This is a genomic window from Natronospirillum operosum (genome assembly GCF_004768465.1).
GTDB lineage: Bacteria > Pseudomonadota > Gammaproteobacteria > Pseudomonadales > Natronospirillaceae > Natronospirillum > Natronospirillum operosum.
Window position 1 is genome coordinate 57,597 of the sequence record NZ_SRMF01000001.1, and the last position, 17,984, is coordinate 75,580.

A 17,984-nucleotide genomic window follows, 5' to 3' on the forward strand; every position below is an offset into this window, starting at 1 on the left:
ACTGCAGAGATCAGCGACCCGCTCTGGCAACGAACAGTGGGCGCTGCGGCAAGGTGAAAAAGAGAAACCGAGTATTCCTATGTCGACAGACCCGAACACAAACCTGCCATTCAAAGCCTTACCGCTGCCTGATGCCCTGCACAAGGCCGTGGACAAGATGGGTTTTACCGAATGCACACCCATTCAGTCCCAGGTACTGCCGTTTGCACTGCGGGGCCGTGACTGTATCGGCCGTGCCCAGACCGGCACCGGCAAGACCGCCGCCTTCCTGCTGGCCGTGATGAGCGACCTGCTGTACAACCCGCTGGAGGAACAGTTTCAGGGCGAACCGCGCTCCGTGGTGCTGGCACCCACGCGGGAACTGGCGCTGCAGATTGCTGCCGATGCCGAGCTGCTGGCCGAATTCACCGACCTGGAAGTGCATACGCTGGTTGGTGGCCTGGACATGCAGAAGCAGCGCAAGGGCCTGCAGACGCGCCCCATTGACCTGCTGATTGCGACCCCGGGCCGGCTGATGGACTTCATGCGTCAGCGCGCCGTGTTCCTGGATCAGACCGAGGTGTTCGTGATTGACGAAGCGGACCGCATGCTGGACATGGGGTTCATACCGGACATCAAGTACATCGAACGCGCCATGCCCACCAAGATGGACCGCCAGACGCTGCTGTTCAGCGCCACCTTCACGCCGGATATCCTGACCCTGTCGGAGCGCTGGACCAACAATGCCGAGTTTGTCGACATTGCGCCGGACATGACCACCGCCGAGAAGGTGGACCAGAAGCTGTATCTGACCACCACCGAAGACAAGATGACGCTGCTGCAGTCGATTCTGGAACAGGAAGAAGTGACCAAGGCCATCATCTTTGCCAATCGGCGGGATCTGGTGCGCAAGCTGTTCGACAAGCTGAAATCGTCACCGCACAAGGTGGCCATGCTGTCCGGCGAGATCACCCAGGACAAGCGCCTGAAAACCCTGGACGGTTTCAAGAAAGGTGAAATCGATATTCTGGTTGCCACCGATGTGGCTGGCCGGGGCCTGCATGTGGACGATGTCAGCCATGTCATCAACTTCACGCTGCCGGAAGACCCGGAAGACTATGTGCACCGTATCGGTCGTACCGGTCGGGCCGGTGCCGAGGGTCGCTCCTACAGCTTTGTCTGCGAAGACGACGCCTTCCTGGTGGAAGACCTGCAGAAGTTCATCGGCCAGAGTCTGGCCATAGAGCACCCCCCGGAGCATCTGCTGGCGCATGCGCATACTGGCTGACGAGAACATGCCAGCAGTCGCCCGTCTGTTTGCGGATGTGGCGACCGAGATACGAACGGTCCCCGGGCGCACCCTGACGCCCGAGCAACTGGCCGCAGTGGATGTGCTGCTGGTGCGCAGCGTGACCCGGGTCGATGCGGCGCTGCTGGCACAGGCCAGCCAGCTGCGTTTTGTCGGCACCGCCACCATCGGCACCGACCATATCGATCAGCCGCTGTTGCAACAGCGGCAGATTGCCTTCGCCAGCGCACCGGGATGCAATGCAGCCGGCGTGGTGGACTATGTGCTGGGCGCTCTGCTGGCCCAGTATGCGGACAACCCGGCAGCGCTGGCCCAGGCCCGTGTGGCCGTGGTTGGCGCCGGCAATGTGGGCGGCCGCCTGACCACCCGATTGCGGGCGCTGGGGCTTGCGGTCATGGTCTGTGACCCGCCTCGGGAACAGGCCTGCCTGCCCGACCAGGACGGTGTGTCTGAACCCTGTTTTGTCTCGCTCCAGGAAGCCTTCACGGCCGATATTGTCTGCTGTCATACCCCCTATACGCGGGCCGGCGACTGGCCCACGCATCACATGATCAGTGCCGACCTGCTGCAGCAATTGCCGCTGCGGGCGCTATTCCTCAATGCCGGGCGGGGTGGTGTGGTGTCGTCCGCGGCGCTGCTGGCGGCCACCCGGGCGCGGCCCGATCTGCGTCTGGTGCTGGATGTCTGGGATCCGGAGCCGGACCTGCCGCTGGCGCTGCTCGAGCGCGCCGTGATGGGCACCGGCCATATTGCCGGCTACTCGGCGGAAGGGCGGGTACGCGGCACGCTGATGCTGCGGCAGGCACTGGCGGAGAAGCTGGACCTGCCGCCGCCCGAACTCAAGGTGCAGGATCTGCTGCCCCCGGTGCCGCCGCTCAGGCTGGACTCGGATGCAGCCGGGGCCGAACAACCCGTCGCGCAGGCCTGGCAGTTGCTGCAGCAGGCCGTGCTGCAGGTCTGCGACCCGCTCGGCGATGATGCCCGCTTTCGTGCGGCATTGCATGCCGTGCCGGCAGCCCGCCGGGGGCAAGCCTTTGATCAGTACCGAAAAACCTATGCCGCCGAACGCGACCGCCGTGAACTGGCCTCCGTGCCGGTCGAGCGCGCGGGGTTGAGCGCCACCGCCGCAGATCTGCTGCACCGCGCCGGTTTCGCCGTTCACTCGTAGCGAGGGACGCAAGTCCCGATTGAGGGACCGATTCAACCCCTGTGCCAATCGGACCGCCGCCGAGCTCGGGTACATGCCCTGTGAGGCACGCAAAAACTCATATCAGGCCCGTCCCTGGGCCTGACCCTCCGGGCTCGCTTCGCTCGTGCAAAAACGCTCCCGGCGTTTTTGTCCCTGACAGCTCGGTTGCGGCCATCCCTGGCCGCAAACGGCCTCACAGGGCATGTACCCGGCAGGCGACTCCATACGTGCCGCCGTACCGTAGGCTGTGGCCCTTGGCCACGCATACGTGAGCAAGCCCCGGTGCGTCGGACCGCACCGCCTGCAGAAGAGCCTCTGTTGTAGCGAGCGACGCGAGTCGCGATGGCGGCGCAGCCGCCTTTCCCTGGGCCTGTTGGCCCAATCGGCACTTGCGTGCCTCGCTACACGGGTTCCGGTGGCAGGGTTGGTGCGGCACTGCCACCCGACCGACCCGCCGACGGTCGCGGTGTCCATGCGTGGCCAAGGGCCACAGCCTACCTCGCGGAAGCCCCCAGAATTGCCTGCACGGCGGCCTCCATATCCTGTGAGGAACCACTGACCAGAGCCGCTTCCAGGGCGTCTATGGGGCGCTGGGGCCGGTCCTGGTGCCAGCCGCAGAGCAGGGCCAGTGATTTCTGTGTCAGCACGCAGTGATTGAAGCCTGCCTGTCCGTCCTGGGTGCTGAAGGTCAGGTAGCCCTCGCGCTGCAGCCACAGCACCGTGGCCAGGCAGGCCATGTGGCGGGGGCTGTGCTGGCCGAATTCATCCAGATCATGCGGGCCGCAGATGTCATCCACCCACAGCGGTTCCTGACGCGGAAAGCAGCGGTAACGGCTGATAAAGATGCGCCCGACATCATTGTAGAAGTCGGTCATGTGGATGTCCGGTGGTGTCACCGGACCTTGCAGAAAATCCGGACTGCCTTTATTGCTGCCGGTAGCCATCCAGAAAATGCCCCAGTTTCTCCATGCATTCTGTCAGGTCTTCCCGGTTAGGCAGGAAGACGACCCGAAAGTGGTCCACCTCAGGCCAGTTGAAGGCCCGACCATGGACCATCAGTATCTTCTGGTCGCGCAGGAAATCGAGAATAAAACGCTCATCATTGCTGATGTTGAACTTGCGGATATCGATGCGCGGGAACAGATAGAGCGCGCCTTTCGGCTTGACGCAGGTGATGCCGGGAATCGAGGTCAGCATCTCATGCGCCAGGTTGCGCTGCTCGTACATGCGGCCACCGGGCGCGGTCAGATCATGGATGGTCTGGTAGCCACCCAGTGAGGTCTGAATGGCCAGCTGCGCCGGCACATTGGAGCACAGGCGCATGTTGGCCAGCATGCTGAAGCCTTCCATCAGGTCGCGTGCCCTGTGCTTGGGCCCGCTCAGCATCATCCAGCCGGCCCGAAAGCCGGCCAGGCGGTAGACCTTGGACAGGCCGTTGAAGGTCAGGCAGAGCACGTCGTCACACAGCTGCGCCACCGAGTAGTGCGGGGTGTCGTCATAGGTGATCTTGTCGTAGATCTCGTCGGCCAGAATCAGCAGCTTGTGCTCACGGGCGATCTCGATGATCTCTTCCAGCAGCTCTTTCGAGTAGACGGCACCGGTCGGGTTGTTCGGGTTGATCAGCACAATGGCCTTGGTGCGGTCGGTGATCTTGGCGCGGATGTCATCCACATCCGGGTACCACTCTGCCTGCTCGTCACACATGTAGTGCACGGCCTGACCGCCGGACAGCGTTATCGCGCCCGTCCACAGCGGATAATCGGGAGCCGGTACCAGCACCTGATCGCCGTCGTTGAGCATGGCCTGCATGGACATCACGATCAGCTCGCTGACGCCGTTGCCGATGATGATGTCTTCCACATCCACATTGGCCACGCGCTTTTGCTGGTAATACTGCATGACCGCCTTGCGCGCCGGGTAGATGCCCTTGGAGTCACTGTAACCTTCCGCCGACGAGAGATTGCGGATCACATCGGTGATGATCTCGTCGGGCGCGTTGAAACCGAACGGTGCCGGGTTGCCGATGTTGAGTTTGAGAATACGGTGCCCTTCGTCTTCGAGGCGTTTGGCTTCCTGCAGCACAGGCCCGCGGATGTCATAGAATACGTTGGCCAGCTTCAGTGACTTCTTGAAATCCATTTTGGGTATCAGGTTCCGGTTGTGATTGGCGGGTGTTCGGTGCGAGCGCAGATATTACCGCAGTGATCCTCACTCATCATAGAGCTGTTTTTTCTTCCAGCTTTCTTCGTCTTCCATCCAGGCATCCATCTTTTTCTGCATGGCTTCGGCCTGGGCTTCATTGCGGGCCCGGTTGACCTCTTTCCACTCTTCCTGCAGCTTGCGTGCCTGACCACGAGCGTGGTTGGCCTTTTTCTGATACTGCGAGGCCAGGCGGCTCTTGGTATAGGTTTCCGCCGCCTTGTTCCACAACGCTATGGCTTCCCGGTAGCGGCGCTGTCTGTGGGCATGCTCGGCCTTGTGGGTATAGAACTCGGCGCCGGTCTGCACCAGCTTGTGTTCAATTTCATTCAGCAGCGCCTGCGCTTCCTGGCGGCTCAGATGACGGCTTTCGTAAGCAATCTTGATATAGCGATAGAGCGCTTTCAGACCCGCGCGGGCATGGTTGGCTTGCTCTATATTGGTAATGGGTTCGTGCTGATCATCACTGACCGGGTTGGCCTGCGCCACCTGGCGCTGCTCGATGGTTTCATCCAGATCGACCTGCAGAAAGCGGTTGTGGGAGCGGTCGAGCTCCATCATCTGCTGCAGGTTGTTGATCAGCGTGCGGTAGATGAAATCCTTCAGTCCGGGCGACAGGTAGTTTTCCGGCAGGGAGCGCAGCATGGCCTGGAGTTTCTTGTTCTCCGTACCCATCTGCAGGATTTTCTCCCGGTCTGCCACCATCTTGCGATACCGCACATGCATCCAGGCCATGACGCCAAGCAGGAGGGTCGCCAGGGCGACCAGGCTGACAGTGATTATGAAATCCATAGGGTCGGGCCAAAAAACATCTGAAGACGCAGTGTAATTAATAATTGCGGAGAGCAAAACCTTCCATTGTTCAGGATACGAACACGGGCAGAAGTGCTCGGAAACTGTGCATGAGGCTCACCGACATGGTGCACGCTCTTCGATAATGCACCATTTATGATCATATTGCCTTAACAGGATGACCTGCACTGCCATATCCGCGGCCATCAAGTTGCTTATCGGCGGGTTTTGGAGCAGCATGAATTCGCTTTCTGACAGGCAGTACAAGGTAACTCTCGTCATGAACAACCTGTGGCGTCGGATCTATACCGACCTGGACGGTACCCTGCTGGACCACCATAGCTACGACTGGGCGCCGGCCGCCCCGTTGCTGCTGGAGTGCGCGCGCCGGGATATTCTGGTCATACCCAACACCAGCAAGACCGCCGATGAACTGGAGCAGTGGCTGGTGAAGCTGGATTTGCCCGGCTACGGTGTGGCAGAGAACGGCGGCATGATTCTGCTGCCGGCTGAGCACGACTATTGGCGCGGCCACCAGCCCGATTGGGAAGGCCAGCGGGTGCTGGGTGTGCTGATGACCCGGCCCTATGGGGCCATCTGCCAATGGCTGGATGAAAACCGAACCCGGCACGAATTTCGCTTTACCGGTTTCCATGATGTGGATGTGGACACGGTAGTGGCGTGGACCGGCCTCAGTGCCGCCGACGCCGCCCTGGCCATGCGGCGTCAGTGCGGAGAACCCCTGCTGTGGGAAGATGACGCAGAAGCCTTCGAGCGCTTCGCGGAACTGGCCCGCAGTGATGGCTGGACCGTCGCGCGCGGCGGGCGCTTTGTGCATTTGGGGGATGCGGTGGACAAGTCCACGGCCATGCGCTGGCTGGAGTCGCATCTGCCGGAACCGGGCCATGCGCTGGCTTTGGGTGATGGCGAGAATGACCGCGCCATGCTGGAAGCTGCCGACAGTGCTGTGGTCATTCGCAATGCGCGCGGCGAGCATCTGGCGCTGACGCGTGATGATGCCCTCTACACCCGGGCCGCTGGGCCGGAAGGTTGGGTGGAAGGTGTGCACCATTGGCTGGTGCAGGAGGGCGTGATCAACAACTGAGACGCAGGGTCTGCGTCCGAATCGGGCAGAGTGCCGCCCCCAACAATGAGGAACAAGCCATGGGTGATTTTTTTCAGAACGGTGTGATCGCCAATCTGCACAACCTGGTGGACCGACCGGTCGAAAGTCTGGAGGCGGAGCTGAAAAGCTTTTCCCGTACCAACCCCATGGCACTGGTTCTGCCATCTCTCTACTCGGAGCTGCAGCAGCCGGCGCTGGAAGGCATGGTGCAGGCGCTGAAGGAAGTGGATTACCTGACCGAGGTGGTGGTGGGCCTGGATCGCGCCAACCGGGAAGAGTTCGAACACGCACGGGAGTACTTTGCGCGCATGAATCAGCCGGTGCGCATTCTGTGGCAGGACGGCCCCCGCCTGCGCAAGATCGACAAGCAACTGGAGGACCTCGGGTTGGCGCCCAAGGAACTGGGCAAGGGGCGTAATGTCTGGTACTGCTATGGCTATATTCTGGCTTCCGGCAAGTCGAAAGCGGTGGCCATGCATGACTGTGATATCAAGACCTACAGTCGCGACATGCTGGCGCGGCTGATCTACCCGGTGGCCAACCCCAAGTTCCGCTATCAGTTCTGCAAGGGCTACTATGCCCGGGTGGCGGACAACAAGCTGAACGGCCGCGTATGCCGGTTGCTGGTGTCGCCGCTGATCGGCAGCCTGCGCAAGGTGATCGGCCCGGACCCCTTTCTGGACTACCTCGACAGCTTCCGCTATGTGCTCTCCGGCGAGTTCTCACTGCGTACCGATACCATCCCCAACCTGCGCATACCCAGTGACTGGGGGCTGGAAATCGGCATCCTGAGCGAGCTGTTCCGCAACTATTCCAGCCGCAGTGTCTGTCAGGTGGATATTGCCGACATCTATGACCACAAGCACCAGCCGCTGTCGAAGGAAGACGCCACCGCCGGTCTGTCCAAGATGAGCACGGACATCAGCAAGGCGGTGTTCCGCAAGCTGGCCACGCACGGTCAGGTGCTGTCCGAGGAACATTTTCGCTCTATCAAGGCGGCCTATTACCGCATTGCCCTGGATTTCATCGGCATGTACTACGACACCGCCACCATCAATGGTCTGAAGGTGGACCGCAACGCCGAGGAAGAAGCGGTGGAGCTGTTTGCCAGCAATATCATGGAAGCGGGCCGCCAGTACCTGGACAACCCCATGGCGACGCCGTTCATTCCCAGTTGGAACCGCATTCAGGCAGCCGTACCGGATGTACTGGAACAGATCTACGATGCCGTCGAACTGGACCACAATCAGTAGGCGGCAGAGGCCAGCGCTCAACCAGGCAGGTCGGGTTCGTTGTGCTGCAGCAGCGTGACCCACTGCCTGTTCTCCGTTTCCAGGGTGTCGGCCACGGCACTGACCAGCCCCCGCAGCTCCTGCGTGCGGGCCCAGGCTTCGGCGTCATTGCTGATGCGAATCCCGCTGTCGGTGACGGTCTTGTGCACACTCAGGGCGGTGTCCAGCGTACGCAGCCGGTGCAGTGTCTGTTGCGCCATGGCAGAGACCCGGACCACCTCGTTCTGACTCAGTATGCCGTGAATGGCGGCACCCCAGGCCGGGAAGAAGGCGGTAAAGAAGAGCACGCCGGGCAGGGTGAACACAAAGTGGCTCAGCACGGCGGCAAAGGTGAGTGCGAACAGGGCCAGAGAAAAGCGGTGCAGCCGGTGATGGTCCTGATGCAGGGTATGATGCACCCAGTAGAAATAGCGCTCGTTCTCTGCCAGCGCATGGCGTGACACCTGCAGTATGGCCTCGTTGTGATGCGTAATGCGGAACCAGGGCTTGCGCGCGGCGCTGCGGGGCAGGCCTTCGGCGACCAGGATGCGCTGCAGTACCCAGGATTCGGGATGCAGCAAGCGCATGGGCTGTTCCGCCGAGGGGCCGGGCTCCCACAGGGTCTGGCGCATGCTGTCGGGCAGAATCAGCAATGGAAAACCGAGCCGCAATACCCGCAGTTGTTCGGTCATGTAGCGGTAGCCCATCCAGCGCCGGTGCCAGCCGCGAAAACGCGATTGCAGCACCTTGCCCACGATCAGACGCAGCAGCAGAAACTCCAGCAGCACCCAGGTCAGGCCCCAGCCGGCTACACTGGCAGGCCACAGATACAAGGCGCCGGCTACGGCACAGAACACCGCCATGGCAGCAGCGTAGAAAATCAGCCAGGTGTCGTCCCGGTAGCGCTGGGCACAGCGTCGGGCCTGGGCTTCCCCGAAAGCGAAGTAGGCGGGCAGAAACTGCTCCCGAATCGGGCTTTCCGGGCCGGGTCGGGCGTCCAGCCGGGCCAGCTCCGAACCACGCAGAAACCGCTGCCAGGCTTCGGCGGGTGTGGTTTTGACCAGCCCGGCCAGACCATAGTGCAGGCGGCTGACCAGGCGGTCCTGCCAGCGCGGTGCCGGCACACTCAGGGTCAGATATTCCAGTACCTGCAGTTCCGGGCTGGGCTGGGGCGGGTTCAGCATGACCCGCAGCCAGAGCAGCGTGCCCTGCAGCCAGGCCAACAGCGACAGCGGCCGTGCCGCGCGCCTGCCCCCGGGGCGCCGCAACAGGTAGCGACCCCAGGCCTGCACAAAGCCGAGCAGAGAGTGCTGTCGAGCAATGCGTTCACGCAGCCGGCGCTCCGCATTGTCGGCTTCCAGCGTGGTGGCGAAGGGTGCCAGCAGATTGAGCAGCCAGGTGTCCAGCAGGCGTTCGAATGCTGCGCTGTCGGGCTCCAGCGTCACGAAGAGCCGGGCGATCAGGTCCGGGGTGGCGCCCAGCACATCGATCTCGGTAAGGGCGGTATCCGTCAGGCGCTGCGGGTCAGTGACCCGCACCTCGGGTGGCTGACCGTCCGCATGCGGCTGCAGCCAGATGACCGGAGTGCGGCGCAGCAGCGCCGTCTTCACGGCCAGGCTGGTGCCACTGCGCATGGGGAAGGGTTCCCTGCCATCCCAGATGGCAACCAGCACATCGGCAAAACAGAGTGTGAGATCATCGCGCAGGCTGTAATCGGATTGGCGCAGCTTGCGCTGATTCTCGCTGGTGGGCCGCATGCCGAGCGCAATGGCGCGCCGGGGTTCGGGTTCGGTATAGCCCGAGTCGGCGGCCCGACCGGGTGCGATGACATTGAGCCGGAAGCCCGCAGCATCCGCCACCTGCGCGGCCAGTTCATCGGCGCCGGTGGCAACACCGGTGAACAGGCGATAGATGGGGTCGGCCCGACCATAGATGGCGTCGCCGGCGTCGAAGGCGCGCCCTGCACCAATACGCAGGGCCGTCAGCACCTGCTGCAGGGTGTCGCGCAGTGCGGGCGCGGGGCCGTCCGGATCAAGCCGACGCAGTCGGGGGCCGCGATGACCGGTGACCATCACGGAGAACGCCGGCAGAAACGCGTCTCTGCCGGGTTCCATGCTGCTGTCCATGGCGCTGTTTTCCTGTGGCATGAGGTCATCATGCCATCAACTCACCCGGCGTCAATCACCGTTGGGATCAGACCCGGAACATTCTGACCTTCCCGGTCAGTTGTTCGGCCAGGTCGGCCAGATCACGACTGGAGCCGGCAACCTGCTCCGAGCCGGTGGAACTGATCTCGGTGGCTTCGGTGATACGGGTGATGTTCTGGTTCACCTCGTCGGCCACCCGCGCCTGTTCTTCGGCCGCGGTCGCTATCTGGGCATTCATGTCGGTGACTGCCGACACCTGAGTGCGGATGCCCTGCAGCGCGCTTTCCGAGGCGCGGGTCCGTTCGACGGTATTCTGGGCCAGTTGGCGACTGGCTTCCATGGCTTCGGTGGCACTGGATGACCCCGCCTGCAGCTCGCTGATCATGCGGCTGATCTCACTGGTCGAGTCCTGGGTGCGGCTGGCCAGCGAGCGTACTTCATCGGCCACCACGGCAAAACCGCGACCGTGTTCGCCGGCTCGGGCCGCTTCAATGGCCGCATTCAGCGCCAGCAGATTGGTCTGCTCGGCAATGGCATTGATCACCTCGATGATGGTTTCTATTTCGCTGCTCTGTTTGGACAGCGCTTCTACCCGCTCGGCGGCCCCTTCCAGTGTCGCCGCCAGTTCCTGAATAGCGGTGGCGGTCTGCTGCACCGTGGTGTTGCCGGTGTCGACTTCCTCGTCAGCTTCCTGGGTGGCCGTCGAGGCACTGTTGGCGTATTCGGTGACTTCCCGAATGGACGCCGCCATTTCGTTGATGGCAGTGGCCATCTGGTCGGTTTCCTGCGCCTGCAGGACCAGTTGCCGGTTGTTGTCCGAGGCCGTGGTGCGCAGTTCCTCGGAAGCGCGCGTCAGCTCTTCGGCGGCCGAACGTACTTCCAGAATGACCTCGGCCAGTCGTCGGGCCATGCGATTCAGGTTGGCCATGACGCTGCCGGCACGACATTTTTTCTGCGCTTCCACGGTGAAGTCACCCGCAGCCATGCGCTCGATGGCTGCGGATACCTGATGCGGTTCGGCGCCCAGCGTGCCACGCAGGTTGCGGATGATCAGCGCGGAAATCAGGATACTGGCCAGTATGGCCAGGGCAGTGGCAATGATCATGGCGATGGCGAAGCCACCGGCTACGGTCTGTACGCCACTGATGTCGCTCTGAATATCGGCTTCCTGATAGTCGATAAAGGCGTTGATGCGGCTCAGCCATTCGGTGTACAGCGGCGACACCTCGTTCAGCAGCAGGCTGCGGGCACCGTCGATGTCGCCACGCTGGCGCCGGCTGATCAGGTCGCCGGTCAGCGCCAGGGCACGGTCTTCGATGCTCTCGATGGCTGTCATCAGCTGCCGTTCTTCGCTGGTGACGTCGGGCCGCTCGAGCAGCCGGCGCATGGGTGCAGCGGACTGCTGATAGAAAGCGGCGAGCTCATCGATTTCGGCCAGGTGGCCACTCAGCGCACTGTCGGATTCGACCAGCACGGCATCACGGATGGCAATGGCCCGGTCATGAACACTGCCGCGGAAATTGATCGCGTAGCGCTGTTTCTGGCTGGCCCCTTCGTTGACCTCGGTCAGGGTCTGGTCAATGACGACGACCCGCTGGATGCCGAACAGGGTAACGATGATCATCAGTGCCAGGATGGCGCCGAATCCAAGGCTGAGACGCTGGGCAAGACTCAGTTGCACACTCATAAGGACTACTCTTCTCTCTTGACTGTGTGAGCGCTTCAGCCTTGGGGAAAGGTTTGCCGCGCGGATTGTGGTTGGGAATGCGGATGCGGTATACGGGATGAAGATCATGCTGGTTTGCTTTGCTTGCGAATTTGTCCAATTAATGTCGGTGGCATCAGCTTGCGATCCTGTGGCAAGCTGAGCCGGTTGAATGCAGTGCGCGCAAATCTGATCAGGGAACGCATTAATGAAAATGGGTGTGAGAAGACTTGGCCGCTGGGCAGGCAGCCTGCTCCTGTTGCTTCTGGTGCTGGTGGTGGCCGGCACGGGTTTCATCTACTGGCAACTGGCGGGCAGCCTGGCACAACTGGATGGCGAAGTTCGACATGCTGCTCTGCAGGATGCCGTGCGCATTGACCGGGATGCGCAGGGTATCCCCATGATCACCGCCACCGACCGGGCTGACAGCGCCTTTGCCCTGGGGTTCCTGCACGCACAGGAACGCTACTTCCAGATGGATCTGCTGCGCCGCAACTCGGCCGGCGAGCTGGCCGGGCTGTTCGGCGCTGCGGGGCTGGACCATGATCGCAGCCTGCGCCGGCATCAGTTCCGCCAGCGCGCAGAGGCAGCCCTGGATACCCTGCCGGAGGCGCAACGCCATCTGCTGGACCGTTATGTCGAGGGCGTCAACGCAGGGCTGCAGGAGCTGCGCAGCCAGCCCTTCGAGTACTGGCTGCTGGGCACAGAACCCGAGTCCTGGCAGGCCGAGGATACCTATCTGGCGCTGTATTCCATGTATCTGGATCTGCAGCCCAACTGGGCTCAGCAGGAAGTCAGCCGCGCCACCATGCGTGACCTGCTGCCGGCCGACTGGTTCGATTTTCTGCAGCCTGACGGCGGGGAATGGGATGCACCGCTGCAGGGCGAGGCCAGGACCTTCGATGCCCCCATTCCGGAGCAGTCACTGAATGCCCTTGCTGCGTCGACTCAGGGCGCACCGGAGAACGACACCGACGACTGGCAGTATCAGGACCCCATCGCACCGGGCTCCAACAACTGGTCGGTCGGCGGCGGTCTGACCGAGGATGGCACGGCCATGCTGGCCAATGACATGCATCTGGGCCTGGCCGTGCCCAATATCTGGTATCGCGCCAGCTGGGTAGTGCCGGCGGCGGACCGTGTGGTCAGTGGCGCCACGCTGCCCGGGGCGCCGGCCATGGTCGTGGGGTCCAATGAACATATTGCCTGGGGTTTCACCAACAGCTTCGGTGACTACCACGACGTCATCGTGCTGCAAACCCGCAATAACGACACCGAATACAGAACTCCGGACGGCTGGGCGCCGATTGAAGTGGTGACCGAGCAGATTGCGGTGCAGGGGGAGGACGACTATGAACACCGCCTGCGCCGCACCCACTGGGGGCCGGTGGTGGGGCGGGATCACCAGGGTCGGCTGCTGGTCATGCGCTGGGTGGCCCATGATCCGGAGGGCGCCAACCTGAACCACCTGCTGCTGGAGTCCGCCTCCAGCGTGGAGGAAGCGCTGCCCATTGCCCAGGCGTCCGGCATACCGACGCAGAATATGCTGGTGGCAGACCGCCATGGTGATCATGCCTGGACCCTGATGGGCCGCATTCCCCGGCGCTTCGGTGATCTGGACGGGCGGGAGCCGGCAGACTGGTCCGACGGCACCCGGGGCTGGGACGGCTACCTGGCACCGGAAGACTACCCGGTGCTGCGCCCGGCGCAGGATGACCGGCTGTGGAGCGCCAATGCGCGTGTGGTGACCGGTGACTGGCTGCAGTTGGTGGGCCAGGGTTACTACGCCCTGGGGGCCCGTCAGCAGCAGATCAGGGACAGCCTGCAGGCCGCAGACCGGTTCACCGAAGCCGATTTTCTGGCTTTGCAACTGGATGATCGGGCCCTGCTGATGCGCCGCTGGCGCGAGCTGTTGCTGGATGTGCTGGCCGATGCGGAAGAGACCGCCCTGCTCGAACTGAGAGCCGAGGTGGAAGCCGGCGCTCTGCACGCAGCGGCGGATGATGTGGGTTACCGTATTGTGCGGCGCTGGCGTGAGCAGATTATCGACGGCACCACCGGGGTGGTGTTTCGCCATCTGCGGGCACAGGCCGGCAGCGCCTTTCAGCCCGGCTGGGTCAGCCACCGGCTGGAATATCCGGCCTGGGCCCTGGTCAGTACGCAGCCCGAGCATCAGGTACCGGCACCGCATGCATCCTGGCCGGAGTTCCTGCTGGCCGTCGCCAGGGACATCCATGCGGAGCTGACAGCCGACGACGCGACGCTGGCGGAGCAGACCTGGGGTGAGTTCAATCGCGCCCATATCGTGCATCCGCTGGCCGCAGAAATCCCCGTGCTGGGGCGTTTCCTGCGCATGCCGGATGATCCGCTGAGTGGCGACTGGATGCTGCCCCGGGTGCAGAGCCCTCATATCGGCGCTTCGCAGCGCCTGGTAGTCAGGCCGGGACAGGAAGCCGAGGCCATCTTCCATATGGCCACCGGCCAGAGCGGGCATCCGCTGTCGCCGTTCTTTGACTCCGGCCATCGGGACTGGGTGGAGGGCCGACCTTCACCCCTGTTGCCGGGTGATGCGGCGTACCAGTTGTACCTGCTGCCCGCCGGGGATTGAGCTTGCTCACGCATGCGCGGCCGAAGCACCCATGCGTGGCCAAGGGCCACCGCCTACAGCGGTGTTGCCACCTGACCCAGCACGGGTCCGATGGCGCAGTCGAGCTTGAGTGTGGCCAGCTCATCGGCCCGGGTACGGCCCCGGTTGAGCAGTGCAATGGGGAGGTCGGCCTGGGCGGCGTAACGGCAGAAGCGGAACCCGGAGAACACCATCAGCGAAGACCCGATCACCAGCAGTCCGCCGCTGTTTTCCAGTGCGGCTCGGGCCTGATCGACCCGATCGCGCGGCACATTGTCGCCAAAGTAGACCACATCCGGCTTCAGGATGCCGCTGCAGTCCGGGCAGTCGGCGATGCGAAAGCGTTCGAAGTCGGCTTCCAGATCGGCGTCGCCATCGGGTGCGGCAGCAGCCGACAACTGGCGGAAGTCGGGGTTCAGGTCGGCACAGCGGTCGTGCACGGTCAGACGTGAACAGCGGTAGCCGCAGCTCATGCACAGCACTTCATCGGCGCGGCCATGCAGATCGATCACGTCCCGGGTGCCGGCCTGCTGATGCAGGCGGTCGACATTCTGCGTGATCACGGTACCGATCAGGCCCTGCTGTTGCAGTTGGGCCAGAGCAAGATGCGCTGCATTGGGCCGGGCCTGCTGCATCACCGGCCAGCCGACCAGACTGCGGGCCCAGTAGCGCTGCCGGACGGACGGTTCAAGCATGAACTCCTGATGCTGTACCGGCTGTCGGCGCTTCCACTCGCCTTCACCATCCCGGTAATCGGGGATGCCGGAATCGGTGCTGATGCCGGCGCCGGTCAGCACGGTCACGGGGCCATGGGTGTCCAGAAAGGTCCGCAGCGCCACTGCTGCCCGGGCTGCGTTGTCCGTTACCGTTGCGGACTCGGAAATGACCGGCGCCTGGGTCATGAACTGACCCCGCTGGGGTTGCGCAGCATGTCCAGTGTGGCTTTTTCCAGTGCATTGAAATGCGTGCTTTCCAGCCGCACCGGTGGGGCCACACCGGCATGATAGGCTTCCAGCCAGCGGTCCAGGCACAGGCACCAGTGATCACCCGGCACCAGGCCCGGGAAGTCGAACTCAGGCCTGGGTGTGCTCAGATCATTGCCCTGGCGCTGTGAGTAGTTCAGAAATTCCTCGCTCATTTCGGCGCAGATCACATGCTTGCCGGCATCCATGGGCCCGGTGTGGCAGTAACCATCGCGCATGAAGCCTGTGGTCGGCTCGAAGCAACAGGGCTTCAGTGGCGTGCCCATGACATTGATGGCTCCGCTGGCGTTCTGTGGACGGCTCATGATGAAAGTTACCCTCTGGTAGTATTGTCGTACCCTGACCTGTTGCCCGGAAGATGAGGTTGGCGGCAACCAGGTTGGGTGGACTCTACAGGATTCTAGTGAACTCCGGGCCTGCTTGACCAGCCGCAAGTGCCGGAAAGAAGTATAGGTGTTGTGGCGGCGGGATGAATCTCAGGTGCGCGATCGGATCGAATGCTCCGTGACCACCCGATGCAGCGGGCGATCATGGGGCTCGACCGGGATGTTTTCGAACAGCTGGCATTCGAAGCCAATGCCGACGTGCAGGCAGTCGGGTCGGGTCAGACTCAGCAGGCGATCATAGTAGCCGGCGCCATTGCCCAGGCGGTCACAGTTCGGGCTGAAGGCGACCCCGGGCACCAGGATCAGATCCAGTTCATCCGGCATCACCTGCCGTTCCGGTTCCGCCCACCGTTCCGGCGGCGGTTCGAGGATGTTCCAGGTGCCCGGTGCCAGTTCATCCATGGCCGTCAACTGCCAGAGGCCGAGTACAGGGGCGCCGTCGCTGTCCCGGGTACAGTAGGGCACGACGATACGGCGCGCTGAATCCAGTTCCCGCTCCAGGGCCTGATGTGTGACCACTTCGGAGCGACAGCTGATGTACCACAGCACAGTCTGGGCGCTCTGGTACTCAGGCAGAGCCTTGACTCGGGACAGTATGCGCTCGCTCAGCTCGGCACGGTCGGTCTGCGCGGCCCTCGCATCATAGGCGCGTCGACGCAGATGGTTCTTGGCCTGCTGTGGGTCCTGATCAGCTGTCATGAGATACAGTAAACTCAGGACACCATGTCGTGCAGGTTGATCAGGATGATCAGGGTGTCATTGCGATTGCAGACGCCACGGATGTAGTGCGACATCTCGTCATTGCCCACATTGGGAGGTGGTTCGATTTCGCTGTCCTTGAGGTAGATCACTTCCGATACCGAATCGACCATGATGCCGATGGTTTCGACCTCGGTTTCGATCACCACAATACGGGTGTCATCGGTCACTTCGGCACTGGGCAGGCCGAAGCGGGTGCGTGCATCGATAACCGTGACCACATTGCCGCGCAGGTTGATAATGCCCAGCACATAGTCGGGTGCTCCGGGCACCGGGGCTATGTCGGTGTAGCGCAGCACTTCCTTGATATTCATCACATCCAGCCCGTAAACCTCTTCGGCCAGTCTGAATGTCATCCATTGCAGCAGGTTGTGGTCCTGCACCGCCTCGAAGTCGCTTTTTTCTTTGCCGGACAGTGTGGTCATACAGGTTCCTGAAGCCAGATCGCATGGGTTAGTTTGGGTTACATCGGCTGCGGGAGCAAGAAAATTAGGGTTTGGTCCTGTCGCCATTGACGCCGCGACCGCAGCATAGGATGGTGAGTGGCTCAGAATTCGAGAGGGTGGGAAACAATGCAGATCGTAGATGCCGCTGCTGTGGCCCGGGCATTGCCCTGGCCGGTGCTGATTGATCGTATCGCTGAGGCCTTCCGTGACGGCGTGGAGGCGCCGCCACGCCATCATCACAGTATTCAGCGCCCGGATGGCGAGGCTACCCTGCTGCTGATGCCGGCCTGGCAGCCGGCGGGGTACATCGGGGTCAAGATGGTCAATGTGTTCCCACAGAATGCAGCGCAGAATCTGCCCGCCATCGCCGGGGTCTATTTGCTCAGCGAGGGCCAGCATGGGCGCCCGCTGGCCTGCCTGGATGGCAGTGAACTGACCCGCCGACGCACGGCAGCAGCCTCGGCACTGGCGGCGCGCAGCCTGGCGCGGGAAGACAGCCGGACCCTGCTGATGGTCGGTACCGGCAGGCTGGCACCCATGCTGATTGAAGCGCATGCCGCAGTACGTCCGATCGAGCGGGTGCTGGTCTGGGGACGCAGTCAGGACAAGGCCCGGGCGCTGGCCGCAGAGTATCAGGATCGCTTGCAGACGGATGTGGTGTCAGATCTCGCTGGTGCCGCTGCGCGTGCGGACATCATCAGCTGTGCCACGCTGTCGCAGACGCCGCTGATTCAGGGTGAGTGGCTGCAGCCTGGTGTGCATCTGGATCTGGTCGGTGCCTTCAAACCGACCATGCGCGAAACCGACAGCCACTGTCTGCAACGCAGTGAGGTGTTTGTCGACACGCATGCCGGTGCGCGCGGTGAGGCGGGGGATATCCTGCAGGCCGTGGATGCAGGCGTGTTCCGCCTGGAAGATATCCGTGCCGACCTGCACCAGTTGATGCGGGGCGAGAAACCGGGCCGCAGCGGTCCCGAGGCCATTACGCTGTTCAAGTCGGTGGGCGCTTCGCTGGAAGACCTGGCGGCGGCTGTATTGGTGTGGGAGCACATCAGGGGGTAGCCCGG

General features: G+C 62.7%; 15 protein-coding genes. 6 read left to right on the top strand and 9 right to left on the bottom strand.

Annotated elements, in window-relative coordinates:
- Positions 1-79 precede the first annotated feature (79 nt).
- Both E4656_RS00330 and E4656_RS00335 read left to right on the top strand, forming a co-directional pair.
- Complete coding sequence (locus E4656_RS00330; protein ID WP_135480144.1) at positions 80-1,267, top strand: DEAD/DEAH box helicase; 1,188 nt, start codon at positions 80-82, stop codon at positions 1,265-1,267.
- Positions 1,251-2,456, top strand: coding sequence for a 4-phosphoerythronate dehydrogenase (locus E4656_RS00335; RefSeq protein ID WP_135480146.1), 1,206 nt, complete (start codon positions 1,251-1,253; stop codon positions 2,454-2,456). Before E4656_RS00330 ends, E4656_RS00335 begins: the two co-directional genes overlap by 17 nt.
- 515 nt (positions 2,457-2,971) lie before the next feature.
- Here E4656_RS00335 and E4656_RS00340 read toward each other — a convergent pair.
- The 3 genes from E4656_RS00340 to E4656_RS00350 form a co-directional block, all read right to left on the bottom strand.
- Positions 2,972-3,421 carry a hypothetical protein gene (locus E4656_RS00340; RefSeq protein ID WP_135480147.1) on the bottom strand — a complete coding sequence of 150 codons (450 nt, stop codon included), beginning with the start codon at positions 3,419-3,421 and terminating at the stop codon, positions 2,972-2,974.
- Positions 3,402-4,616 carry a pyridoxal phosphate-dependent aminotransferase gene (locus E4656_RS00345; protein WP_135480149.1) on the bottom strand — a complete coding sequence of 405 codons (1,215 nt, stop codon included), beginning with the start codon at positions 4,614-4,616 and terminating at the stop codon, positions 3,402-3,404. The genes E4656_RS00340 and E4656_RS00345 overlap by 20 nt, the downstream gene beginning before the upstream one ends.
- Positions 4,617-4,685: 69 nt before the next feature.
- Positions 4,686-5,468: a hypothetical protein gene (locus E4656_RS00350; RefSeq protein WP_135480151.1), complete on the bottom strand. Its 783-nt coding sequence runs from the start codon at positions 5,466-5,468 to the stop codon at positions 4,686-4,688.
- Between the two features lie 280 nt (positions 5,469-5,748).
- Here E4656_RS00350 and E4656_RS00355 point away from each other — a divergent pair, with 280 nt between their 5' ends.
- Complete coding sequence (locus E4656_RS00355) at positions 5,749-6,573, top strand: HAD-IIB family hydrolase (RefSeq protein ID WP_167855864.1); 825 nt, start codon at positions 5,749-5,751, stop codon at positions 6,571-6,573.
- Between the two features lie 59 nt (positions 6,574-6,632).
- On the top strand, positions 6,633-7,847 hold the full coding sequence (locus tag E4656_RS00360) for a glycosyltransferase family protein (RefSeq protein WP_135480155.1): 1,215 nt from the start codon (positions 6,633-6,635) through the stop codon (positions 7,845-7,847).
- Positions 7,848-7,864: 17 nt separating this feature from the next.
- Here E4656_RS00360 and E4656_RS00365 read toward each other — a convergent pair whose 3' ends face one another.
- A complete protein-coding gene (locus tag E4656_RS00365) occupies positions 7,865-10,012 on the bottom strand; it encodes a hypothetical protein (RefSeq protein WP_135480156.1) in 2,148 nt (715 codons plus the stop codon).
- 46 nt (positions 10,013-10,058) lie between these two features.
- On the bottom strand, positions 10,059-11,699 hold the full coding sequence (locus tag E4656_RS00370; RefSeq protein ID WP_135480158.1) for a methyl-accepting chemotaxis protein: 1,641 nt from the start codon (positions 11,697-11,699) through the stop codon (positions 10,059-10,061).
- Between the two features lie 226 nt (positions 11,700-11,925).
- Between E4656_RS00370 and E4656_RS00375 the strand changes: the two genes are divergently transcribed.
- The gene (locus E4656_RS00375; protein WP_240753869.1) at positions 11,926-14,325 is read left to right on the top strand and encodes a penicillin acylase family protein; all 2,400 of its coding nucleotides are present in this window, start codon (positions 11,926-11,928) and stop codon (positions 14,323-14,325) included.
- 53 nt (positions 14,326-14,378) lie between these two features.
- Here the strand turns inward: E4656_RS00375 and E4656_RS00380 are convergent, their stop codons facing one another.
- The 4 genes from E4656_RS00380 to E4656_RS00395 all read right to left on the bottom strand — a co-directional run bounded on the left by E4656_RS00380 (position 14,379) and on the right by E4656_RS00395 (position 16,896).
- Positions 14,379-15,245, bottom strand: coding sequence for an NAD-dependent protein deacetylase (locus E4656_RS00380; protein WP_135480159.1), 867 nt, complete (start codon positions 15,243-15,245; stop codon positions 14,379-14,381).
- Positions 15,242-15,631, bottom strand: coding sequence for a DUF2237 family protein (locus tag E4656_RS00385; RefSeq protein ID WP_135480161.1), 390 nt, complete (start codon positions 15,629-15,631; stop codon positions 15,242-15,244). The genes E4656_RS00380 and E4656_RS00385 overlap by 4 nt, the downstream gene beginning before the upstream one ends.
- Positions 15,632-15,802: 171 nt before the next feature.
- Entirely contained in the window at positions 15,803-16,411 is a 609-nt protein-coding gene (locus tag E4656_RS00390; RefSeq protein ID WP_135480162.1) for a 5-formyltetrahydrofolate cyclo-ligase, read from the bottom strand.
- A 14-nt stretch (positions 16,412-16,425) separates the two neighbouring features.
- On the bottom strand, positions 16,426-16,896 hold the full coding sequence (locus E4656_RS00395) for a chemotaxis protein CheW (protein ID WP_135480164.1): 471 nt from the start codon (positions 16,894-16,896) through the stop codon (positions 16,426-16,428).
- A 147-nt stretch (positions 16,897-17,043) separates the two neighbouring features.
- Here E4656_RS00395 and lhpI point away from each other — a divergent pair, with 147 nt between their 5' ends.
- Complete coding sequence (gene lhpI, locus E4656_RS00400) at positions 17,044-17,979, top strand: bifunctional Delta(1)-pyrroline-2-carboxylate/Delta(1)-piperideine-2-carboxylate reductase (protein WP_135480166.1); 936 nt, start codon at positions 17,044-17,046, stop codon at positions 17,977-17,979.
- The last annotated feature ends 5 nt before the right edge of the window (positions 17,980-17,984 follow it).

Coding starts and splice junctions, on each gene's coding strand:
- E4656_RS00350 (WP_135480151.1), bottom strand. CDS start 5,468: ATGGATTTCATAATCACTGTCAGCCTGGTCGCCCTGGCGACCCTCCTG.
- E4656_RS00345 (WP_135480149.1), bottom strand. CDS start 4,616: ATGGATTTCAAGAAGTCACTGAAGCTGGCCAACGTATTCTATGACATC.
- E4656_RS00395 (WP_135480164.1), bottom strand. CDS start 16,896: ATGACCACACTGTCCGGCAAAGAAAAAAGCGACTTCGAGGCGGTGCAG.
- E4656_RS00335 (WP_135480146.1), top strand. CDS start 1,251: ATGCGCATACTGGCTGACGAGAACATGCCAGCAGTCGCCCGTCTGTTT.
- E4656_RS00385 (WP_135480161.1), bottom strand. CDS start 15,631: ATGAGCCGTCCACAGAACGCCAGCGGAGCCATCAATGTCATGGGCACG.
- E4656_RS00375 (WP_240753869.1), top strand. CDS start 11,926: ATGAAAATGGGTGTGAGAAGACTTGGCCGCTGGGCAGGCAGCCTGCTC.
- E4656_RS00365 (WP_135480156.1), bottom strand. CDS start 10,012: ATGCCACAGGAAAACAGCGCCATGGACAGCAGCATGGAACCCGGCAGA.
- E4656_RS00340 (WP_135480147.1), bottom strand. CDS start 3,421: ATGGCTACCGGCAGCAATAAAGGCAGTCCGGATTTTCTGCAAGGTCCG.
- E4656_RS00330 (WP_135480144.1), top strand. CDS start 80: ATGTCGACAGACCCGAACACAAACCTGCCATTCAAAGCCTTACCGCTG.
- lhpI (WP_135480166.1), top strand. CDS start 17,044: ATGCAGATCGTAGATGCCGCTGCTGTGGCCCGGGCATTGCCCTGGCCG.
- E4656_RS00370 (WP_135480158.1), bottom strand. CDS start 11,699: ATGAGTGTGCAACTGAGTCTTGCCCAGCGTCTCAGCCTTGGATTCGGC.
- E4656_RS00355 (WP_167855864.1), top strand. CDS start 5,749: ATGAACAACCTGTGGCGTCGGATCTATACCGACCTGGACGGTACCCTG.
- E4656_RS00360 (WP_135480155.1), top strand. CDS start 6,633: ATGGGTGATTTTTTTCAGAACGGTGTGATCGCCAATCTGCACAACCTG.
- E4656_RS00390 (WP_135480162.1), bottom strand. CDS start 16,411: ATGACAGCTGATCAGGACCCACAGCAGGCCAAGAACCATCTGCGTCGA.
- E4656_RS00380 (WP_135480159.1), bottom strand. CDS start 15,245: ATGACCCAGGCGCCGGTCATTTCCGAGTCCGCAACGGTAACGGACAAC.